The following is a 17,180-nucleotide window of genomic DNA, read 5'->3' on the forward strand; positions in this document are numbered from 1 at the left end:
GCAAGCGACCAAGTGAAAGTGAATGCTGTAAGAGCAGTGGTGAAGCGTGTTTAAGGGCAGTGGCATGACCCTCCGGGTCGTGCGGTTCCCGACAGGGTGCCGTAGGCATAGCACGATACGCGAAGCGCTAGCGGGATGAGCGTCAAAGATTGTTGCTACGTAACGCTACGCGAGCAGCGTGAGCCTCCCAAAATCACTCTTGAGCATTTCTGCCCCACGCCACTCATCTAGGTCAGAGTGCTCCGCACCGCTACGCGATAGACCCCCGACAGAACTGCGACTAGAGTTCGGTGTTAAAGTCCGGGATGGTCGGACAGGGATCCCAGCCATAGCCTTCCCGCTGCACAACACCATCCAAAAGAGCATTGATCAGGGAATCTGCCGCCTGCAAATCTTCCTCATCCGTACAGTGAGCTTCAAACAATTCGTACAAGCAGGTTTCCTGAATGAGGCTCAAACGCCCTGTTTGAAAAGCCTGTTGGGCAATCTCTTTAACGTTCATAACCTGAGCTAGAACACTCAATGGCTGCTATCTCCATGGTGAAGGGATCCACCTGCAAATTTTTCCGTCAAACCGCGCAACTTGCCTCAGCAGCATGGCAGAAGTTGGGGATAGAGAGAGTGCTACAGCTCCTTTGCTGGTTACTTTGCACAGGGAATGTCTCGCTACGGGAGGTGCGTAGCAAGACCCAAGCCTTGTTGCGAGGAACCCGTGCCAGAGCTGTACTTCGGCTAAAACCAGAGGGATTGGGAGCCCTTTTGCCCCAGGGATATAATGGCTTTGCCGTAATCCCCAGCCTTGCTAGCTCAAAGGATAGAGCACCGACCTTCTAAGTCGATGGTTGCAGGTTCGAGTCCTGCGCAAGGCGTTGGGTTTACCCCTGATGGGGCAAGCTCTGGATCTCTCGCAGACTGTCTTGATGGGGGCACCACACCTGAAAGATCACCTGGTCAGAGTGGCTTTCTACCGTCAGGGATCCCTGCAACAACTCCACCGCTTTCTGGGCTAAGGGCAACCCCAGTCCTGTGCCCCCCACATTACGCCGATCCAGGTGGGTTACGCGGTAAAACTTTTCAAATAGATGGGGCAAGGCTTCTGCCGGAATTTCCACCCCTGTGTTGCGAACGGTAATCAGCCAGCCGAGGGTACCATTTTGAATAGCCTGGCTTACCCGCAGATGAATTTCTTGCTCAGCGGGAGTGTATTTACAAGCATTGTTCAAGAGTTCGCTCACCACCCGCGACAAGAGGTTTTCATCCGTATAAAGGGGCAGAAGGCCGGGATCCAGCTGCACTTGAAAGTGTTGCCGTTGTTCGATGGCTCGCAGCAAAAAGGGAGCTGAGATCTCTTCGATCCACTCTTGGGGTGAGAGGCAAGACAGCTTCAGGGCTTTGTTCCCTGATTCGATGGCCTGTAGTTCTAACAGATCATTGATTAAATCAATTTCGCGGTTGGTTTCCATCTCCAAAATCTGCAAATAGTGCTTTTCCCGCTCGGTTAGATTCGCTTTCGACAAGAATCCAATCGCCAATTTCATATTGGTCAGGGGTGTGCGCATTTCATGGGAGACCATGTGCAGGAATTCATCCTTCAGTTGATTCAGGGTTTGCAGTTGTTGCACCTGTTGCTGAATAGTTTGGTAAAAGCGGGCTTGACGAATGGCAATGGCGCACTGGCAGGCAACCCGGTAAATAAGGCGTTGTTCCTGCTCCGTAAACACCTGTCCCGGTGGCCGGGATCCACAGATATCCCCCAAGACCCGGGGATCCCGATCGGGCCGGGTCGGATCCCCGTCATCATAAATAGGGGCAATGAGCAGCGTGTAGCGGTCGTGGTCGGGCCAACAGGGATGGTGGAAATGGCTAAAATGACAGACTTGCCCTTGCTGGAGCTGCTTGAGTACATCCGCAAAATCCACGAACGGGATCTCCAAAGGAAAGCGCCGGATCCCTTCGCCGGCTAAATAGTCCACGGCCAAAACACTGACTTGCCGCTCTGAATCGTACAGAGCAATGGCGCAATTGGAGAGGTTCAGGCTGATGGCCAATTCTTGAGCTACTGTCTCCAAAATCTGTTGTTCATCCAAACTGGCGCGAATTTCTTCGGTGATGAGCTGCAGTAGGGCTTCGTAGTTATAGGCTTGCTGGATTTCCGCATTGCGTACCCGTACCTGATAGTCCAATTCTGCGTTGGTTTGTTGCAGTCTCTGATAAAGTTCCGCCTGCTGAATGGCCACCACCAAATGATCGCTAATAGCTGTGGCCAGTTCGATATCCTCACTTTCCCAATCGGGATCCGTCGTCAACCGCTGTAAGGAGAGCCCACCCCATAAATGACCTTGATGGGCGACCGGTACCACGAGCCACGGGCCAAGCTGATATTTCTGTTTTTCTTGCAGGGCAATTTGAAAGGTGGGGGAGGAATCAGCCACCTGCTCCGGATCCTGCACACAAAAAATTTGCAGCTGCTTCAAATGGTCAATGACCACAAACTCACTGTTATCGGGCACGCGCAAGTTCAAAGTGCTGGGCAAAGTCTCAAAATCCCCGTCGCTGGCAATGCCCACCCATACCGCTTCAGCGGGCAAATATTGATAGAGAGTAACCCGCGCTGCTCCCAGAACCTGACGCACCGAACAGACGGCCACCTCGAAAAGGGTGGGTAAATCCAAGGCCGTATTGATCGCTTGAACCAGTTGATTGAGTAGCTTTTCCCGCTCAATTCGTTGCTGTAGCCTCAACTCTGTTTGCTTACGAGAGGTGATATCCCGCACAATCACCAGCATCTCGTCTTCCCCAAAGGGTACAAACCGGGCCTGTCGATATTGAGGGTGTGGAGATGGCCCCGCCCACAGGTATTCCATCTCTTGCACTTGCTGCGTTCCAAAAGCCAGTTCCAGATGCTGCAGAATCGCCTCGGCATAAGGATCCGGAAACAGCTCCTGAGGCGTTTTGCCCAGATAAAAATCCGGCGGATGTAGAGTGGGGAAATGGCTGGGGGGCTTAAATTCTAGACACTTCCCTTGGCGATCCAGGCGAAACAGCATATCCGGGATTGTCTCTAGGATTTGGCGATGGTGTCGTTCCTGCTCGGCTAGGGCTGCTTCCAGTTGTTTGCGTTCAGAAATATCGAGGGTGACCCCGACAATGTGCTGAGGTTGGCCTTGTCGATCCGCTAAGGCAATCCCCACAGAAAGGTTCCAGTGCAATTGCTGATCCGCCCAATAGCAGCGATACTCCACCGAAACGTTGGGATCCGAGCGGCTGACGGTAGCAAAAGCCTTCCTGACCTTCTCGCGGTCTTCGGGGTGGACGCACTCCAAAAACATCTCCAAGGTGAAGTCCTGGTCGGGATCCCATCCATATTTGGCTTTGCATTGGGGTGAAGTAGTCAGTTGCCAACTGCGCAAATCCACTTGCCAATAGCCCAACTGGGTTGCTTCCAGGGCCAGATGCAGGTAATCTGGGTAGAATCGGTTGTCGCCCGCTTGCACCGGCACCAAACGGTATGGAGACGAGGTCAATTCTCCCACCAACGGTAAAATCCTCTACGGTTCGTACCCCATTCTGGACGATTTTGATGGGAATTACAGGGATCCCTGTGTCAGCGATCCTTAACTTTACAGGTAAGGCTTTCAACCCAGAGGGGTAGGACTTCTCAAGTCTTCTCAAAAGGTTAGAGGCGTTTTCGATCTCCAAAACCCCGCGCAGAGGAGCAATCCCTTTGCTATAGTGATGAGCAGCCACGTTTCGGATCCGGGTTTCGGGATCCCCCCAGCAGGTGGGGTTAGGGCGAGGTGCGTTTGTGTTTTTGCGCACCGGGAAGGTATTGCCCAAGGGTAGGGCCTTCTTTGACTGATGTTGCCCTCAGCCTGCATGAAGCGTTTCTCTTTTTTTATGCTGTCCTATGCGACGTTGAGCCTAAAGTTTCTACTGCAACTAACATTGGGGCTGCTCCCAGCTAAGCCCGTTCAACACTGGACTCGGCTGATTCACATTCTCTTGAAAGTACCGCTTCCCTCTTCTTTTGGTTAGGGGGAGATTCCTATTGTGGGTTGGGGCGAAAACACTTGCCCCAGGTTTTGGCTTGGGTTTTTGAGCTGGTGCGTTCAATACTCCGGCCTCCCAGCCTCTCTCCCACCCTGTTTTGCGGGATCCCTGTTGTTCGGGTCGATTCAGTATCGTTTGGCCGTACCCTGTCGTGGGTATGGGATCCCTGCCGTTCTTATCTTTGATCTTTCCCATCTTTATCCCTCTTTATCCCAAAGAATTCAAGGTACTTTCCGTGGTTTGTGAATTGTCTCGCAGCCGTGATGGGCAAGTGAAAACCAACTTGCCCAGGCTGTCTACCCAATGCGCCGAGGGCACGTCGGCGCGAACAGAAGCGTCTCAACAACCGCTCTCTCCGCAACAGCATCCATTGGATCCCCTTACTCCTGAAGAGATCCAGAGCGCCGTTAGTATTCTGCGGCAACAGCAGTCCATTACCCGAGAGTGGCGATTTGCCACCATTCAACTGCAAGAACCGGATCGACGCTGGATGTCCACCTGGACACCCGGCATGGCCTGGGATCGGCAGGCTTTTGTGGTGCTTTTGGATCGCTCCAGTGGCAGCACCTACGAGGCGGTGGTCTCTCTTACCCGGCAGCAGGTCTGCTCTTGGAAACCCATTCCCGGTGTGCAGCCGGCTCTGATGGATGATGAGGTGTACGAATGCGACCGCTTGCTGAAGGAGGATCCCGACTTTTTGGCTGCTTTGGCCCGGCGGGGGATCCAGGATGTCAACCTGGTGATGGTGGACTATTGGACGGTTGGCCATTTTGGGATCCCGGAAGAACAAGGGCAGCGGCTGGTGCGGGGGCTGTGTTTTTTGCGGGCGGAACCCTGCGATAACGGCTATGCCCGACCGATTGAGGGCCTAAATCCCTGGATTGATCTCAACCGGATGCAGGTGGTGAAGATTGAAGACCGAGGTATTTGGCCGCTGCCGCCGGAATCTTGCAATTTCGACGAACTGTTTTTCAAGGATTTCCGCAGAGATTTGAAGCCACTGGAAATCACGCAGCCGCAAGGGGTAAGCTTTCAGGTGCAGGGACACCACATCCGCTGGCAAAAGTGGGATCTGCGCATCAGCTTCAATCCGCGGGAAGGGCTGGTGCTGCATCAGGTGGGCTATGAAGATCAAGGCTCACCAGAGTCTGGTGAGCAAAGTCGGGTGCGCCCCATTCTCTACCGCGCCTCAGTGGCGGAGATGGTGGTTCCTTACGGGGATCCGCGCGAACCTCACGTTCGCAAAAACGCCTTTGATGTGGGGGAATATGCCATCGGTATGCAGGCCAACTCTCTGCAATTGGGGTGCGATTGTTTGGGGGAGATCTACTACTTTGACGCCCATCTGCACACCAACAGCGGCGAGCCGATGCTCCTGAAAAATGCGGTGTGTATGCACGAAGAGGACTTTGGCATTCTCTGGAAGCACAGCGACTGGCGCACTGAGCGGGCTCAGGTACGCCGTTCCCGACGGCTGGTGATTTCTTTCTTCACCACTGTAGGTAATTATGATTACGGCTTTTTTTGGTACTTCTACCAAGACGGCACGATTGAGTTTGAGGCGAAGCTAACGGGTATCATCAACACCTGTGCCACCCTGCCCGGAGAAGAACCGGAGTTTGGCACGCTGGTGGCCCCGCAACTCTCTGGCTTGAACCACCAACACTTTTTCACGGTGCGGCTGGATATGGCGGTGGATGGAGAGCAAAACTCTCTGTATGAGGTGCATTCCGAAGCTCTGCCCCTCGGCCCAGACAACCCCCATGGCAATGCTTTCCGCGCCCAATCCACGCTGTTGAAAACGGAGCAGGAGGCTGCCCAAACGGTGGATCCCTTGCAGGGTCGCTATTGGAAAATCGTCAATCCCCAGCGTCGCAACCGCCTCGGCCAAGCGGTGGGGTACAAACTCTTGCCGGGGGAAAATGTGCAACTGCTGGCCCATCCCAACTCCTGGTTGTACCGACGGGCAGGGTACCTGGCGAACCATCTTTGGGCAACCCCCTATCACCCGGAGGAGAAATTCCCGGCTGGCGACTACCCCAACCAGCACCCCGGTGGCGAGGGCTTGGTGAAATGGACGCAAGCGAATCGCGCAATTGAAAATACAGAGTTGGTGCTTTGGTATAGCTTTGGCTGCAACCACTTGCCCCGCCCAGAGGACTGGCCGGTGATGCCGGTGAGCTACATCGGTTTTATGCTCAAGCCGGTCGGGTTCTTTGACCGCAACCCTGCTTTGGATGTGCCCCCTTCACCCCCGAAAACCAAAGGCTGTTGTGGTTCATCTTCAAACTAGGCCAGGGTTAGATAGGCTACAGGGATCCCACTCATAAGAGGTAGGCGACTGCTGGGAGGAAGTCATCCTTGAATCAAGGGTTCAGTTTGGCCTTGACCCGCTCCTGCACCCTTTTGCCATCCGCCTGCCCCTTCAGCTGTTGCATGGCAGCACTCATCACTTTGCCCATATCTTTGGGGGTTTTCGCCCCCAAGTCGGTGATCAACTGATCCAACACCGCATCCAATTCGGCGTCAGTGAGTTGCCGGGGCAAGTATTCCTCTAGGATGGCCAGCTCTTGACTTTCCTGGTCTGCCAAGTCGGTACGGTTGGCCTGTTGATACTGCTGGATCGAGTCCCGCCGTTGTTTGGCCAGTTGGGAGAGCAGTTCCAATTCTTGTTCAGGAGTAAGAGAGTCTTGGCCGCTGGCCCGCACACTGGATTCTTTTTCCAGAATCAGTTTTTTGATGCTGCGGACAGTTTCCAGGCGGGTTTTGTCTTTCGCCTTCATGGCGGCTTTGATGTCTGCGTCAATGCGCTCTCGCAAGCTCACGGGATCCCTCGTACCCAATTCTCTGTGCCGCTCTTCTATGCCACTGTTCTGTGTCACGATTGGCAGGCGGGTTTTACTCTGGATCCAGTCTATCCTGCTGCCCCATGCCCACGCTGCAAATGCTGGCGGATCTGCTCCGTGTCCCTCTCCAGGGGGATCCCAGCCTCCCCTTTCACACCCTTTGCACCGACAGCCGCCACTTACAAGCGGGGGATGTCTTTGTCGCTTTGCGGGGAGAACGCTTCGATGGTCATGCGTTTATTCCCCAAGCTCTAGCTCAAGGGGCGGTGGCGGTGATCAGTGACCAGCCGGTGGCCGGATCCCATTTTCGGGTGGCGGATACGCTGGCGGCTTATCAAAGCATTGCCAGGGGGTGGCGAGAGCAGTTTCCCATCCCTGTGGTGGCGATTACCGGCTCGGCAGGCAAAACCACAACCAAAGAAATGCTGGCGGCTGCCCTGAGTCGCTACGGAACCGTCTTGAAAAGCCATGCCAACCACAACAACGACATTGGTGTTGCCCAAACCCTGCTGCAGATACGACCGGAGCATCAGTTTGTTGTCCTGGAAATGGCCATGCGCGGCCCTGGTGAAATTCTGCGACTGGCTCGGATGGCCCAACCCACCCATGCCCTGATCACCCACGTTGGCACTGCTCACATCGGTAGGCTGGGATCCCGTGCCGCCATCGCTGCCGCTAAGTGTGAACTGTTGCAGGAGTTGGGCCAGGGCGTTGCTTTACTGAATGGCGAGGATCCTCTGCTGCTGGCCACTGCCAAACAGGTCTGGTCAGGAGAAACCCTCACCTACGGCCTCGAACAGGGGGAGTTCAAAGGAGACTGGGATCCGCTTGCCCAAACCGTGACCCTCAAGGGCTTAACTCTACCCGTACCCTTGCCCGGTCGGCACCATGCCCTGAATTGGATGGGGGTTTTGGCCACCGTGTACCGCTTGGGCTTGGATCTGGAGCGGCTACAAGAGCCTGTACACCTGCCCAGTGATTTGCAAGGGCGAAACCGGCTCCTAAGACTGCCTGGCGATGTGGAAATTTGGGATGAAAGCTACAACGCTTCACCGGAAGCGATGATTGCGGCGCTGAACCTGTTAGCTCAAACCCCTGGGCAAAGGCGCTGGGCGATCTTGGGCCCGATGCGAGAACTGGGGGAACAGGCTCCTCTTCTGTATGCCGAAGTTGGTCGAGCGGCTGCTCCTTTGGGGTTGGATCGGGTCTTGCTCCTAGATCCAGACGGGGAAATGCAACCGCTGTTGGACCAAAACCCCGCACCTCACTGCGAGCGCTTCGTTGATGCGACATCTCTACTTCAGGTGTTGCGGCAGCAGGTCCAAGCAGGGGATCGGCTCCTGTTTAAGGCAGCCCGTGCTGTCGAACTGGAGAGGGTGCTCAACCCGTTTTTGCAAGAGTGGCGGAGGGGTAGGCTAGGATAGGATACGGCTAACCGGGATCCTGACATAGACAGGGATCCCTAGCTTTGCCAGCCTCCTGATTTTCGGCCTTAGCTGCGTACTCATGTACAACCCTTCTCTCCGCGAAGAACCCCGCGATCAACCCCCAACGGTGGTGCCCTCCCCCAGCAGCCTTTCGATTATCGATTGGTTGCGCCAAGAAGGTCGGTTGATCGAGCATCCCATCGAAGTAACGGGGCTGGTCTTGGAAGAAGACATCGACGATATTGACGATCTGATCGGGGATGATTACGGCGACGACTTCGATAGCGACGACGAGTGAGCGCCAGCGCCACTCCTGGATTGACTGTGAATTGGATATTCTTATTGAGCGGGCCTTTCCCGTTAAGTTTGTAACAACTTTCTCAGCTTGACAGGATCCCTCTCAGGCTACCTTGGCTGGCTAATAAAGATCTGGAAGAAAGATCTGGAAGATCTGGCGATCATTTTTGCGACTCTGACAACAGGCGATCACAACCCTAGAATCCTTTTCTGCACACGTGTTTGGGCGTTCGGGAATATCTTTTTTTAGGATTTTTTTGGTTTTTTGGGAACTTAATCGGGATCCCTTGCGTCATAAAGGAATGTAAACCTACTCTTCACGAAGGGTTACAATTCTATGATTCGAAATCTCTTTGCTCTGTCCTTAGCCGTTGCCTCTGCTACCGCCTTGGCCGTTGCCCCAGGGGTGCAAGCCAGTACCCACGGTGCTGCTACCGAAACCGTCGAAACCGCTGATGCTGCTACCGGTACCATTGTGGATGTTGCGGTTGAGGCTGGCTCCTTCACCACCTTGATCCAGGCGTTGGAAGCCGCTGGTTTGGTGGAGACTCTCTCTGGGGAAGGCCCCTTCACCGTGTTTGCCCCGACCGATGAAGCCTTTGCTGCTCTGCCGGAGGGCACTTTAGAGCAATTGTTGTTGCCGGAAAACCGTGAGCAACTGATCCAGATTCTCACCTACCATGTAATCCCTGGTGAAGCGCTCTCCACAGACCTGGAAGCTGGGGAAGTGGCCACTGTCGAGGGATCCCCTGTGGAAATCTCCTTGGCCGATGGCGTGATGGTGAACGATGCCAACGTGGTGACGGCAGATATCGAAGCCTCCAACGGCGTCATTCATGTGATCGACAAGGTGATCCTGCCTCCGCAGGAGTGAACTTGAATGGCTTTTGAGATTCTTAGGGTCTATAGGTTCTAGGCTCCCTGGAACTCAGCTTGTAGAAGTCTTAAGGCTCCCACAGCCCCTGCCTTTGGTGGTGGGGGTTTTATGTTGCCAGGGATCCCAAGCTCTTTCGATCCATCTCCGACTTCAGAATGGGATCCCTGCGGCTCAAAGGTCAATGCCGACACTGGAAGCGTAGATCGCCTCAACCGCCACCCCAGCGACCCGTTGGGGACGCACAATCATGTACTCGTTGTCCATTTGTTTGGGCAGAGTAATAAAATCTTCGCCACCGACCATGAGGTTGTTGATCAATTCGGTGTATTCTCGGGCCTCTCTCACCCGTACCTGCATGGTTTGGCCGCCCTCTAACATGATGTGAACTAGGTACTCGTCGGGTTTTCTGGCCATGGTTGCTCCTGATGGATGAAGACAAGGGGGTGGGGCTAGAGAGAATCTGGGAGAATCTAGAACTTATTATTCCCACATCTGAGAACCTTGACCAAGCGATGAAATCTGAGCTGGGCCGCGCCAAACCGGATCACAGGCCGTAGCATAGTGAAAGTGAAATGTGCTCCCTTACTCCATCGGTATCCTTTGCGCTCCATGCCCAACCTGTCTGATGTCTCTGCTGCCCATCGTGAGCTGGAGTGGAACGTAGTTCGTCCCACTAATACAAACGATGTCTACCCCCTCACCTATCCTGCGGTGGAGGATCCCACCACCACTCGTTCAGACATCATCGCGGTTGGGGGAGCCGAGGATAAAGAAAATGAGCGGCACATTCTTTGGGAGTTCTTTCGGCGTTCGGGCGGAGAATCTGCCCACATCACGATTGTGCCCGCGGCTTCTGGGATCCCGGCGGTGCTGGGGGAGATGTACACCAATATTTTTCAGCAAATGGGGGCAGCCAGCCTTCAAGTTTTGGATATTCGCAACCCGTTGGAAGCCAGGGATCCCGATGCCATCCAAAAGGTTCGCCACTCCACCGGCATTTACTTCACAGGTGGCGATCAGGAGCGCTTGGCGGAGGTACTGGCTCACAGTGATTTAATCGAGGCGATTCGGCAGCAGTGGCAGCGGGGGCAGACGGTGATCGCCGGCACCAGTGCCGGGGCTTCGGCATTGGGTCAGCAGATGATCTCCCGTGGCTATAGTGGTGAGCCGCCTACCCCGGCGATTGTAACGGTGAAGACGGGGTTGGGCCTGTTGCCCCGTGTGATCATCGATCAACATTTTCATCAGCGTAATCGCCTGGTACGCCTGGTAACGGCGGTGGCCCACTATCCCCAGTGTTTGGGTATCGGTATCGACGAGAATACGGCGGTGGTCATTCAAGCCAATGATGTGATGGAGGTGATCGGCCTGGGTACAGTGACGATCGTGGATGGCTCGCAACTCTACTCGACGGTTCAGGAAACCGACGCAGATCATTTCTTCCGCTTGCACGATGCCCGCATTCACTTTTTGCCGCCGGGATCCCGATTCAATCTCAATACCCTATCTCCGCTGTGAAGGCTCTGGATTGGCGCAATACCAATGCCCTCTGGGGATCCCTGTTGGCGGAAACCTTGAGCCGCTTGGGCTGTCGGTTGGCGGTGGTGTGTCCGGGATCCCGTTCGGCACCGATCACCTGTGCCTTGGCACAACACCCCGACATAGAAGCCATCCCGGTCTTGGATGAGCGTTCGGCAGCTTTTTTTGCCCTGGGATTGGCGCAGCAGCACCGACAACCGATCCCACTGGTGTGTACCTCCGGCAGTGCCGCCGCCCATTTTTTCCCGGCCCTACTCGAAGCAGCAGAAAGCGGCATTCCAATGCTGATCTTGACGGCGGATCGCCCCCCGGAGCTGCGCCACTGTCGCTCTGGGCAAACCCTCGATCAGCTCAAGCTTTATGGTCACTATCCCAACTGGCAAGCGGAATTAGCTCTCCCAGCCGCCGATCTCGGCCAATTGAGCTATCTACGCCAAACCCTGATCCACGCTTGGGAACGAACGCTTTACCCCTTTCCCGGCCCGGTGCACCTGAATGTGCCCTTTCGGGATCCCTTAGCTCCGGTCGCAGATGGCAGCACGGAGGCTTTGGCCAGTCTCTTGGACGAACCTGGTTTTGAAGAAACCTTTTTTCAGGGGGTAACTCCTTGGTCAACCCCCCCCAGAAATTGGATCAATCTGAACCAGCAGCCCTTTTGGCAAGAGTGGCAACGCTGTGAACGGGGGGTGATCCTGGCGGGGCCGGCACAACCTCAGGATCCCCACGCCTATGCCGAGGCCGTAGCCCGTTTGGCCATGACGCTGGCTTGGCCCGTCTTGGCGGAGGGCCTTTCCCCTTTGCGCAACTATGCCCACCTCAATCCCTATCTCATCACCACCTATGACCTGCTGCTGCGCCGGGAACGCCCTCCCCTTTGGCCTGAACAGGTGATCCAACTGGGATCCCTGCCGACTAGTAAAGAGCTGCGGCAAACCTTGGCGGCTTTGCGTCCGCGCACTTGGCGGCTTGACCCGCGGCCCGAGAATGGGGATCCCCTGCACAACCCCACCACTCATATCCCGCTGGCGGTGGAAGATTTGGCCATGGGAATCCCGGGTGGGGAGGCCCGAGCTCCCTCCCACTTTTTGCAAACCTGGCTCAGGGCAGAAGCCCAAGTCCGCGCAGCCTTGGACGAGACATTGGCTAACTTACCGGGGTGGTTTGAGGGGAAAGTGGCTTGGTGGCTGGCCCAACATTTACCCGCCCACACCCCGCTCTTTATCGCCAACAGTACGCCGGTGCGGGATGTGGAATGGTTTTGGCCCCCCAACGCTCGCTGTATTCAGCCCTATTTCAATCGCGGGGCCAATGGAATTGATGGCCTGCTCTCCACGGCGTTTGGGGTAGCCCATCGCCATCGCCCGACGGTGCTACTGACGGGGGATTTGGCCTTTTTGCACGATAGCAACGGCCTACAACTGAGTCGCCACTTGCAGGGATCCCTGACTGTTGTGCTCATCAACAACCGCGGCGGTGGAATTTTCGAGTTTTTACCCATTGCGGAAGTGGGACGGCAGGGGGTGGATCCGCCCTTTGAACCCTATTTTGCCACGCCTCAAGCCACCGATTTTGCCCTCCTGTGTCAAGCCCACGGCATCGACCACTGCTTTGTCCAGGGTTGGGAGCATTTGGCCCAATGCTTGGATCCCTTGCCGGGTCAGGGGGTGCGGATCCTAGAGATCCTTACGGATCGGCGAGCCGATGCCGATTATCGTCGGCAGTTGTTTCGGTGTTTGGCAGATCTGCCATCCAATCCTTAACCCGCTGCTCAATTTGGTCTGGCAAATCCTCAGCCTCGCAATCCAGCCACTGGATCCCCGGCATGGCTCGAAACCAGGTCATCTGCCGTTTGGCAAACTGGCGGGTATGCTGCACAATCAGGGGCTGCAACTCAGCCTCCGAGATCCGCCCCTCTAGGTAGGCAGAAATTTCCGCGTAGCCCAAAGTGTTCAACAGCGGCAGATCCGGCCCATAGCGCTCTCGCAGCTGTTTGACCTCCTCGATCCAGCCCGACTGAAACATCTGTGCAGTGCGCTGCGCAATGCGAGCCTGTAAACGGGGCATGGGGCAGTGCAAACCCAGCATCAAAATGGGGTATTGAGGCGGCTGGGCTTGGCGCAGGCTAGAGGCGGTTTTCCCGGTGGTGTAGATAATCTCCAAAGCGCGAAGGGTGCGCACCGCATCATGGGGGTGAATGTGCTGAGCGGCAGCGGGATCCAACTGTTGCAGCCAGGCGTAGCGAATCTCGGCGGGCCAAGTTTCCAGTTGCGCCCGCAAGTGGGGTTGCGGGGGGACAGCCGGGATCCCTAAGCCGGCGGTGATGGATTGGATATAAAGGCCGGTGCCACCCACCAGAATCGGGGTCTGTCCCTGCTGATGGGCTTGGGCGATGCGAACTTGGGCCGCTTGTTGAAACTCCGCGACGGTGAAGGTCTCCCTGGGATCCGCCAGATCGATCAACTCGTGGGGCCAGCAGGCCTGCTCTGCCAGGGTGGGTTTGGCAGTACCAATATCGAATTCACGGTAGACCTGACGGGAATCGGCATTCAACAACGGGGATCCCAGCCGTTGGGCCAGCAGCAGCGCCTGGCGAGATTTCCCGGTTGCCGTGGGGCCGCCGATGACAATTAAACCCGGTTGAGTAGGAAGAGCCGGGATCCCTTCCCCAAGAGCAACCCCGTTTTGGTACTCTTGGATACTGCAAATACGTTCATATTGAGAAGCTGATGAAATTCCACTATGGGTTTTGCCTCTGTGGGTAGAATAGAGCATCTCCAGCCTCGTTCTTTTCCAGTTCGCCGGTGATCTCATCCTACGCACCTACTTTGCCTCGCTGTATCGATTATTGGCCACGCCTGAGGCTGAGCAGGCTACTGCTGAAAAGTCTCTGTGGAGCTACCTGGCTAGGGATCCTGGGGGCTCTGCTGCTGTGGGATTGTCGCCCTGCTTTTGCAGAAGCCCTGGTTCTCAAACAGGGAGAATTGCGAGCCTTACCCCTCTTGCAAACCCGGGCTCGATTGCCGTTGCAACCGCTAGAAATGCTCTATCTGGGGATGGTGGAGGAGCGCTTCTTGAATTATGCCCGCGCCAATAACTGGGAAACGATCTCCAGCGACCGCGAGGATCCCCGCTGGACCCGTTGGCAGCTGCGCCCCGGTGGGGAAGCCCTTTACCTGGCGGATGCCTCTCTGCTACGGGATCCCTTGGAGACCCCCATCTATGCGCGAGGCTTTTTTGTACAAGCCTATTTTGTCGGCGGGCGGCTGGTGGGGATGCACCTGATTCAAAACCCAGAGGAGCCGGGCTTTAATTTGAAGGAACTGCAGAAGCTCGTCCGTGCCTGGTTCCCCGATAATCGCTTGATGTTGTATTACCAAGTATTGCCGGAGGATCCGAATCAGCAGGTGTTGGGGGCCTACTTGGGCACCATTCCCTCTGCCTATATTGCCGATATTCAGCGCAACCGTGTGCCCTTTTGTCAGACCTTTTTAACGCCCACTTCGCCGCAGCCGATCACCCCACCCCTGAACGATCTGCCTCCCCATTGCTTGAATAGGACGGATTCCGCCCAAATGGACTCTGATCAAACGGAAGTCAACGGGGCAACAGCCCTCGGCGAGGGATCCCTTCTGGTGCGCTAACTTCAGACAGTTACCAATTCGGGACGACGACTGTTGCGGATGCCGCGAATCGCTTCTCCGTAATCCTTGGCCTTAAACACGGCTGAACCTGCCACAATTGCATTGGCCCCCGCTTCAATCACCTGCCAGGCATTACTTCCCTTCAGACCCCCATCCACCTCAATCCAGGGATCCAACCCGCGCTCATCGCACAGGGCCCGTAACTGGCGAATCTTGGGCACTACCGCCGGAATGAAACTTTGACCGCCAAACCCGGGGTTGACGCTCATAATCAGCACCAAGTCCACCAGATCCAACACGTACTGGATCAAATCCAAAGAACTGGCGGGATTAAGCACCACGCCCGCCTGCTTGCCCAAATCCTTAATCTGGCTCAGGGTACGGTGCAAGTGGATGGTCGAGCTCGACTCCGCATGAACAGAGATGATATCGGCCCCGGCCTTGGCAAAATCCGCCACATAGTTCTCCGGTTGCACGATCATCAGATGCACATCCAGGGGCTTGGTCGTCACCGGGCGCAGCGCTTCCACCACCAAAGGACCAATGGTGATATTCGGCACAAAGCGGCCATCCATAACATCCACATGGATCCAGTCCGCCCCTGCCTCATCCACGGCCCGCACCTCGTCCCCCAGACGGCTAAAGTCTGCCGAAAGAATGGAAGGGGCAACCACAATCGGCTTTTGCCCAGAGGTCGCTGACGGCTTGATCATGATGAATATCCGGGTTGCGTAAACAGAGGAACAGTGGGATCTGCTCCTCCATGGTACGAGCTTTGATTCCCTTTGCAAAGCGTCACATTCCCTCTCAGGCTGACACTTGGGGCTCAGGGCTCTAGGGGGGAGGGGGATTCTTGCGATCGGATCCCGACAAAACCGGCGTCGGCAAACCGCAGCACCTGCAAAACTTGGGCAATGCGCCGCAGAGGACCGAACCGTTCAGAGGTACTTTGGGGCTCTGGAGCAGACTGCTCAGAAGGGACGGGATCCAGTTGCAACGTCGTAGAAAGCTGCTGGAGCTGCATATAAATGCTGTTCACCGCCAGCATCGCCAAGACTGTGCCGAAAAACTTGGTGCGGGATCCCATAGGTCAACTCGTGCGGGAAAGCAGTAAAGTGTAGCCGTTACCGGTGCAGCAGCAAGGCTTATCTAGCTCCAACTTAGCCCACAGGTTCACCCTTTGCCTCAGCGTTCCGATCCGGTGCCCTCAACACCTCACTCAACCTCACTTAGCAGCGAGAGCTGAGGATCCCTAGTGTTGGATAACGATGAAAGCCAGCGGCGGTAGACAACCTATGCGGCTTACAGCCCTTTACGCCAAGGGCACGCTAGCGCGACCGTTAGTCACCTAGCACGGGGGAATCCCCTTCGCGACAGCGGTGCGGAGCACTCCAGCGCTTTCAAAATAGGGTAAGGACACAAAGGACACAACTGTTGTTGTAGCAAACCCACGTTCACTTTAGGGATGCGGAGCATTAAAGGGCTGTAACCAGAGCTTTTAGACCGTCCGCTTTTAGACCGTCCGCTGCGCTGAGGTGTTAGACCGTTTACGGCGACTTGGGTTTAACCTCGAACTCCATTTTGGAACGGTAGAAACATACGTCAAATTCCATAAAAAAATTGGTTTGTCCCAGAATCAGCGGCGCATTCGGGCTTTTAGTCCAGGCAAAGGCCAGTTGAACTGGAGCGATATCTCCAACCTGAACCATCGCAGAGAATGGTGCAGCTGGTTGGCTGCCCAAATTTCCTGCCAGTTGAATGATGGCTCTACTGTCGTCCCAGGTGGCCCCAAGCTGTAGACCCATTTCATAGGGCATAACGTTGACAGTTGCGCCGCTGTCAACCAAACCAAAGGCTTCAATTGTACGCCCCTCGCGACGAAGAATGAGTGGTACCCGTGGAAGACTGTCGAACTCGTTTTGGGAGGGATCGGTAGTCGAATAGCGGAAACGCATGACAATTAAGCCTGATCCGCTGACTCTAAAGCTTGCATTAACGTAGCGCCAGCCCCAAAGCTGTTGTATGGGGTCGGTAAATCATAGGTTTTGAAGGGTTCTAAGGGCGAGATATCCCCTGCTGCTTCTAGCTCCTCTGCCAAAATCCGAATCAGCTTCAGCTTCTCGATGATGGAGAGTTGGCGAACAGATGGTAGAACTTCAGACAAAGTCATATAGATTTCCATGCTTCAAAGACTTATGCTTTAAGTTTAGTGGCAAACAAGCTGAATTATCCAGTTCCATCGTTTGTACTGCTTCAAGCCGCTTAGGCAAACTGCCTCACATAAACTCAAAATATTGTAAGCCACTAATGATTGACCAATTTTATTGCAACTTTTTTAGCAGCGATTGTAATCATAAGGGCGCATCATTAGTCATTATTTGACTTACATAATGCCACCATAGTAATGCTTCAACTAATTAGCTTTTTTTCTTTTTACCTAAATTACTTCCAAAAACAGCCAGATCCGGATCACCCTTTGCTTTCCATTGCTCGAATACTTTTG

General features: G+C 55.1%; 16 protein-coding genes and 1 tRNA gene. 8 read left to right on the forward strand and 9 right to left on the reverse strand.

Going from position 1 to position 17,180, the window contains the following annotated elements; translation table 11 throughout:
* Positions 1-280: 280 nt before the first annotated feature.
* A complete protein-coding gene (locus tag JX360_RS00005) occupies positions 281-502 on the reverse strand; it encodes a hypothetical protein (protein ID WP_244348305.1) in 222 nt (73 codons plus the stop codon).
* A 294-nt stretch (positions 503-796) separates the two neighbouring features.
* On the opposite strand from JX360_RS00005, the gene JX360_RS00010 reads away from it, so the two are divergent.
* Positions 797-869 (forward strand) — tRNA-Arg (locus JX360_RS00010).
* A gap of 6 nt (positions 870-875) precedes the next feature.
* On the opposite strand, the gene JX360_RS00015 is transcribed toward JX360_RS00010, so the two are convergent.
* On the reverse strand, positions 876-3,524 hold the full coding sequence (locus JX360_RS00015; protein WP_244348306.1) for a sensor histidine kinase: 2,649 nt from the start codon (positions 3,522-3,524) through the stop codon (positions 876-878).
* Between the two features lie 773 nt (positions 3,525-4,297).
* Here JX360_RS00015 and JX360_RS00020 point away from each other — a divergent pair.
* Positions 4,298-6,343, forward strand: a complete 2,046-nt coding sequence (locus JX360_RS00020; protein ID WP_244348307.1) for a primary-amine oxidase — start codon at positions 4,298-4,300, stop codon at positions 6,341-6,343.
* Positions 6,344-6,416: 73 nt separating this feature from the next.
* On the opposite strand, the gene JX360_RS00025 is transcribed toward JX360_RS00020, so the two are convergent.
* Positions 6,417-6,875, reverse strand: coding sequence for a GatB/YqeY domain-containing protein (locus tag JX360_RS00025; protein WP_244348308.1), 459 nt, complete (start codon positions 6,873-6,875; stop codon positions 6,417-6,419).
* A gap of 104 nt (positions 6,876-6,979) precedes the next feature.
* Here JX360_RS00025 and JX360_RS00030 point away from each other — a divergent pair, with 104 nt between their 5' ends.
* The 3 genes from JX360_RS00030 (at position 6,980) to JX360_RS00040 (ending at position 9,494) form a co-directional block, all read left to right on the forward strand.
* A complete protein-coding gene (locus JX360_RS00030) occupies positions 6,980-8,320 on the forward strand; it encodes a UDP-N-acetylmuramoyl-tripeptide--D-alanyl-D-alanine ligase (RefSeq protein WP_244348309.1) in 1,341 nt (446 codons plus the stop codon).
* An 82-nt stretch (positions 8,321-8,402) separates the two neighbouring features.
* Complete coding sequence (locus tag JX360_RS00035) at positions 8,403-8,621, forward strand: DUF3134 family protein (protein WP_244348310.1); 219 nt, start codon at positions 8,403-8,405, stop codon at positions 8,619-8,621.
* A 336-nt stretch (positions 8,622-8,957) separates the two neighbouring features.
* The gene (locus tag JX360_RS00040) at positions 8,958-9,494 is read left to right on the forward strand and encodes a fasciclin domain-containing protein (protein WP_244348311.1); all 537 of its coding nucleotides are present in this window, start codon (positions 8,958-8,960) and stop codon (positions 9,492-9,494) included.
* Positions 9,495-9,668: 174 nt separating this feature from the next.
* On the opposite strand, the gene JX360_RS00045 is transcribed toward JX360_RS00040, so the two are convergent.
* Positions 9,669-9,911 carry a hypothetical protein gene (locus tag JX360_RS00045; RefSeq protein WP_244348312.1) on the reverse strand — a complete coding sequence of 81 codons (243 nt, stop codon included), beginning with the start codon at positions 9,909-9,911 and terminating at the stop codon, positions 9,669-9,671.
* A gap of 153 nt (positions 9,912-10,064) precedes the next feature.
* On the opposite strand from JX360_RS00045, the gene JX360_RS00050 reads away from it, so the two are divergent.
* Both JX360_RS00050 and menD read left to right on the forward strand, forming a co-directional pair.
* Positions 10,065-11,015, forward strand: a complete 951-nt coding sequence (locus JX360_RS00050) for a cyanophycinase (protein WP_244348313.1) — start codon at positions 10,065-10,067, stop codon at positions 11,013-11,015.
* Entirely contained in the window at positions 11,012-12,796 is a 1,785-nt protein-coding gene (menD, locus tag JX360_RS00055; RefSeq protein ID WP_244348314.1) for a 2-succinyl-5-enolpyruvyl-6-hydroxy-3-cyclohexene-1-carboxylic-acid synthase, read from the forward strand. Before JX360_RS00050 ends, menD begins: the two co-directional genes overlap by 4 nt.
* Here menD and miaA read toward each other — a convergent pair.
* Positions 12,720-13,808 (reverse strand): tRNA (adenosine(37)-N6)-dimethylallyltransferase MiaA, encoded by a 1,089-nt coding sequence (gene miaA, locus JX360_RS00060; protein WP_244348315.1) that lies wholly within the window; start codon positions 13,806-13,808, stop codon positions 12,720-12,722. The two genes, menD and miaA, sit on opposite strands and share 77 nt — an antisense overlap.
* A 29-nt stretch (positions 13,809-13,837) precedes the next feature.
* On the opposite strand from miaA, the gene JX360_RS00065 reads away from it, so the two are divergent.
* Positions 13,838-14,677, forward strand: coding sequence for a hypothetical protein (locus tag JX360_RS00065; protein ID WP_244348316.1), 840 nt, complete (start codon positions 13,838-13,840; stop codon positions 14,675-14,677).
* A gap of 2 nt (positions 14,678-14,679) precedes the next feature.
* Here JX360_RS00065 and rpe read toward each other — a convergent pair whose 3' ends face one another.
* The 4 genes from rpe to JX360_RS00085 form a co-directional block, all read right to left on the reverse strand.
* A complete protein-coding gene (rpe, locus tag JX360_RS00070) occupies positions 14,680-15,390 on the reverse strand; it encodes a ribulose-phosphate 3-epimerase (protein ID WP_244348317.1) in 711 nt (236 codons plus the stop codon).
* A 113-nt stretch (positions 15,391-15,503) separates the two neighbouring features.
* A complete protein-coding gene (locus JX360_RS00075) occupies positions 15,504-15,764 on the reverse strand; it encodes a hypothetical protein (protein WP_244348318.1) in 261 nt (86 codons plus the stop codon).
* A 460-nt stretch (positions 15,765-16,224) separates the two neighbouring features.
* Positions 16,225-16,632: a pepsin/retropepsin-like aspartic protease family protein gene (locus JX360_RS00080; protein WP_244348319.1), complete on the reverse strand. Its 408-nt coding sequence runs from the start codon at positions 16,630-16,632 to the stop codon at positions 16,225-16,227.
* A 5-nt stretch (positions 16,633-16,637) separates the two neighbouring features.
* A complete protein-coding gene (locus tag JX360_RS00085; RefSeq protein WP_244348320.1) occupies positions 16,638-16,847 on the reverse strand; it encodes a hypothetical protein in 210 nt (69 codons plus the stop codon).
* Positions 16,848-17,180 lie beyond the last annotated feature (333 nt).

Source organism: Thermostichus vulcanus str. 'Rupite', from assembly GCF_022848905.1.
Lineage (GTDB): Bacteria > Cyanobacteriota > Cyanobacteriia > Thermostichales > Thermostichaceae > Thermostichus > Thermostichus vulcanus_A.

What these genes read in the sequence shown, in the direction of transcription:
- JX360_RS00005 (WP_244348305.1), bottom strand. Translation starts at nt 502, where the DNA reads ATGAACGTTAAAGAGATTGCCCAACAGGCTTTTCAAACAGGGCGTTTG.
- JX360_RS00030 (WP_244348309.1), top strand. Translation starts at nt 6,980, where the DNA reads ATGCCCACGCTGCAAATGCTGGCGGATCTGCTCCGTGTCCCTCTCCAG.
- JX360_RS00035 (WP_244348310.1), top strand. Translation starts at nt 8,403, where the DNA reads ATGTACAACCCTTCTCTCCGCGAAGAACCCCGCGATCAACCCCCAACG.
- JX360_RS00040 (WP_244348311.1), top strand. Translation starts at nt 8,958, where the DNA reads ATGATTCGAAATCTCTTTGCTCTGTCCTTAGCCGTTGCCTCTGCTACC.
- JX360_RS00045 (WP_244348312.1), bottom strand. Translation starts at nt 9,911, where the DNA reads ATGGCCAGAAAACCCGACGAGTACCTAGTTCACATCATGTTAGAGGGC.
- miaA (WP_244348315.1), bottom strand. Translation starts at nt 13,808, where the DNA reads ATGCTCTATTCTACCCACAGAGGCAAAACCCATAGTGGAATTTCATCA.
- rpe (WP_244348317.1), bottom strand. Translation starts at nt 15,390, where the DNA reads ATGATCAAGCCGTCAGCGACCTCTGGGCAAAAGCCGATTGTGGTTGCC.
- JX360_RS00075 (WP_244348318.1), bottom strand. Translation starts at nt 15,764, where the DNA reads ATGGGATCCCGCACCAAGTTTTTCGGCACAGTCTTGGCGATGCTGGCG.
- JX360_RS00080 (WP_244348319.1), bottom strand. Translation starts at nt 16,632, where the DNA reads ATGCGTTTCCGCTATTCGACTACCGATCCCTCCCAAAACGAGTTCGAC.
- JX360_RS00085 (WP_244348320.1), bottom strand. Translation starts at nt 16,847, where the DNA reads ATGACTTTGTCTGAAGTTCTACCATCTGTTCGCCAACTCTCCATCATC.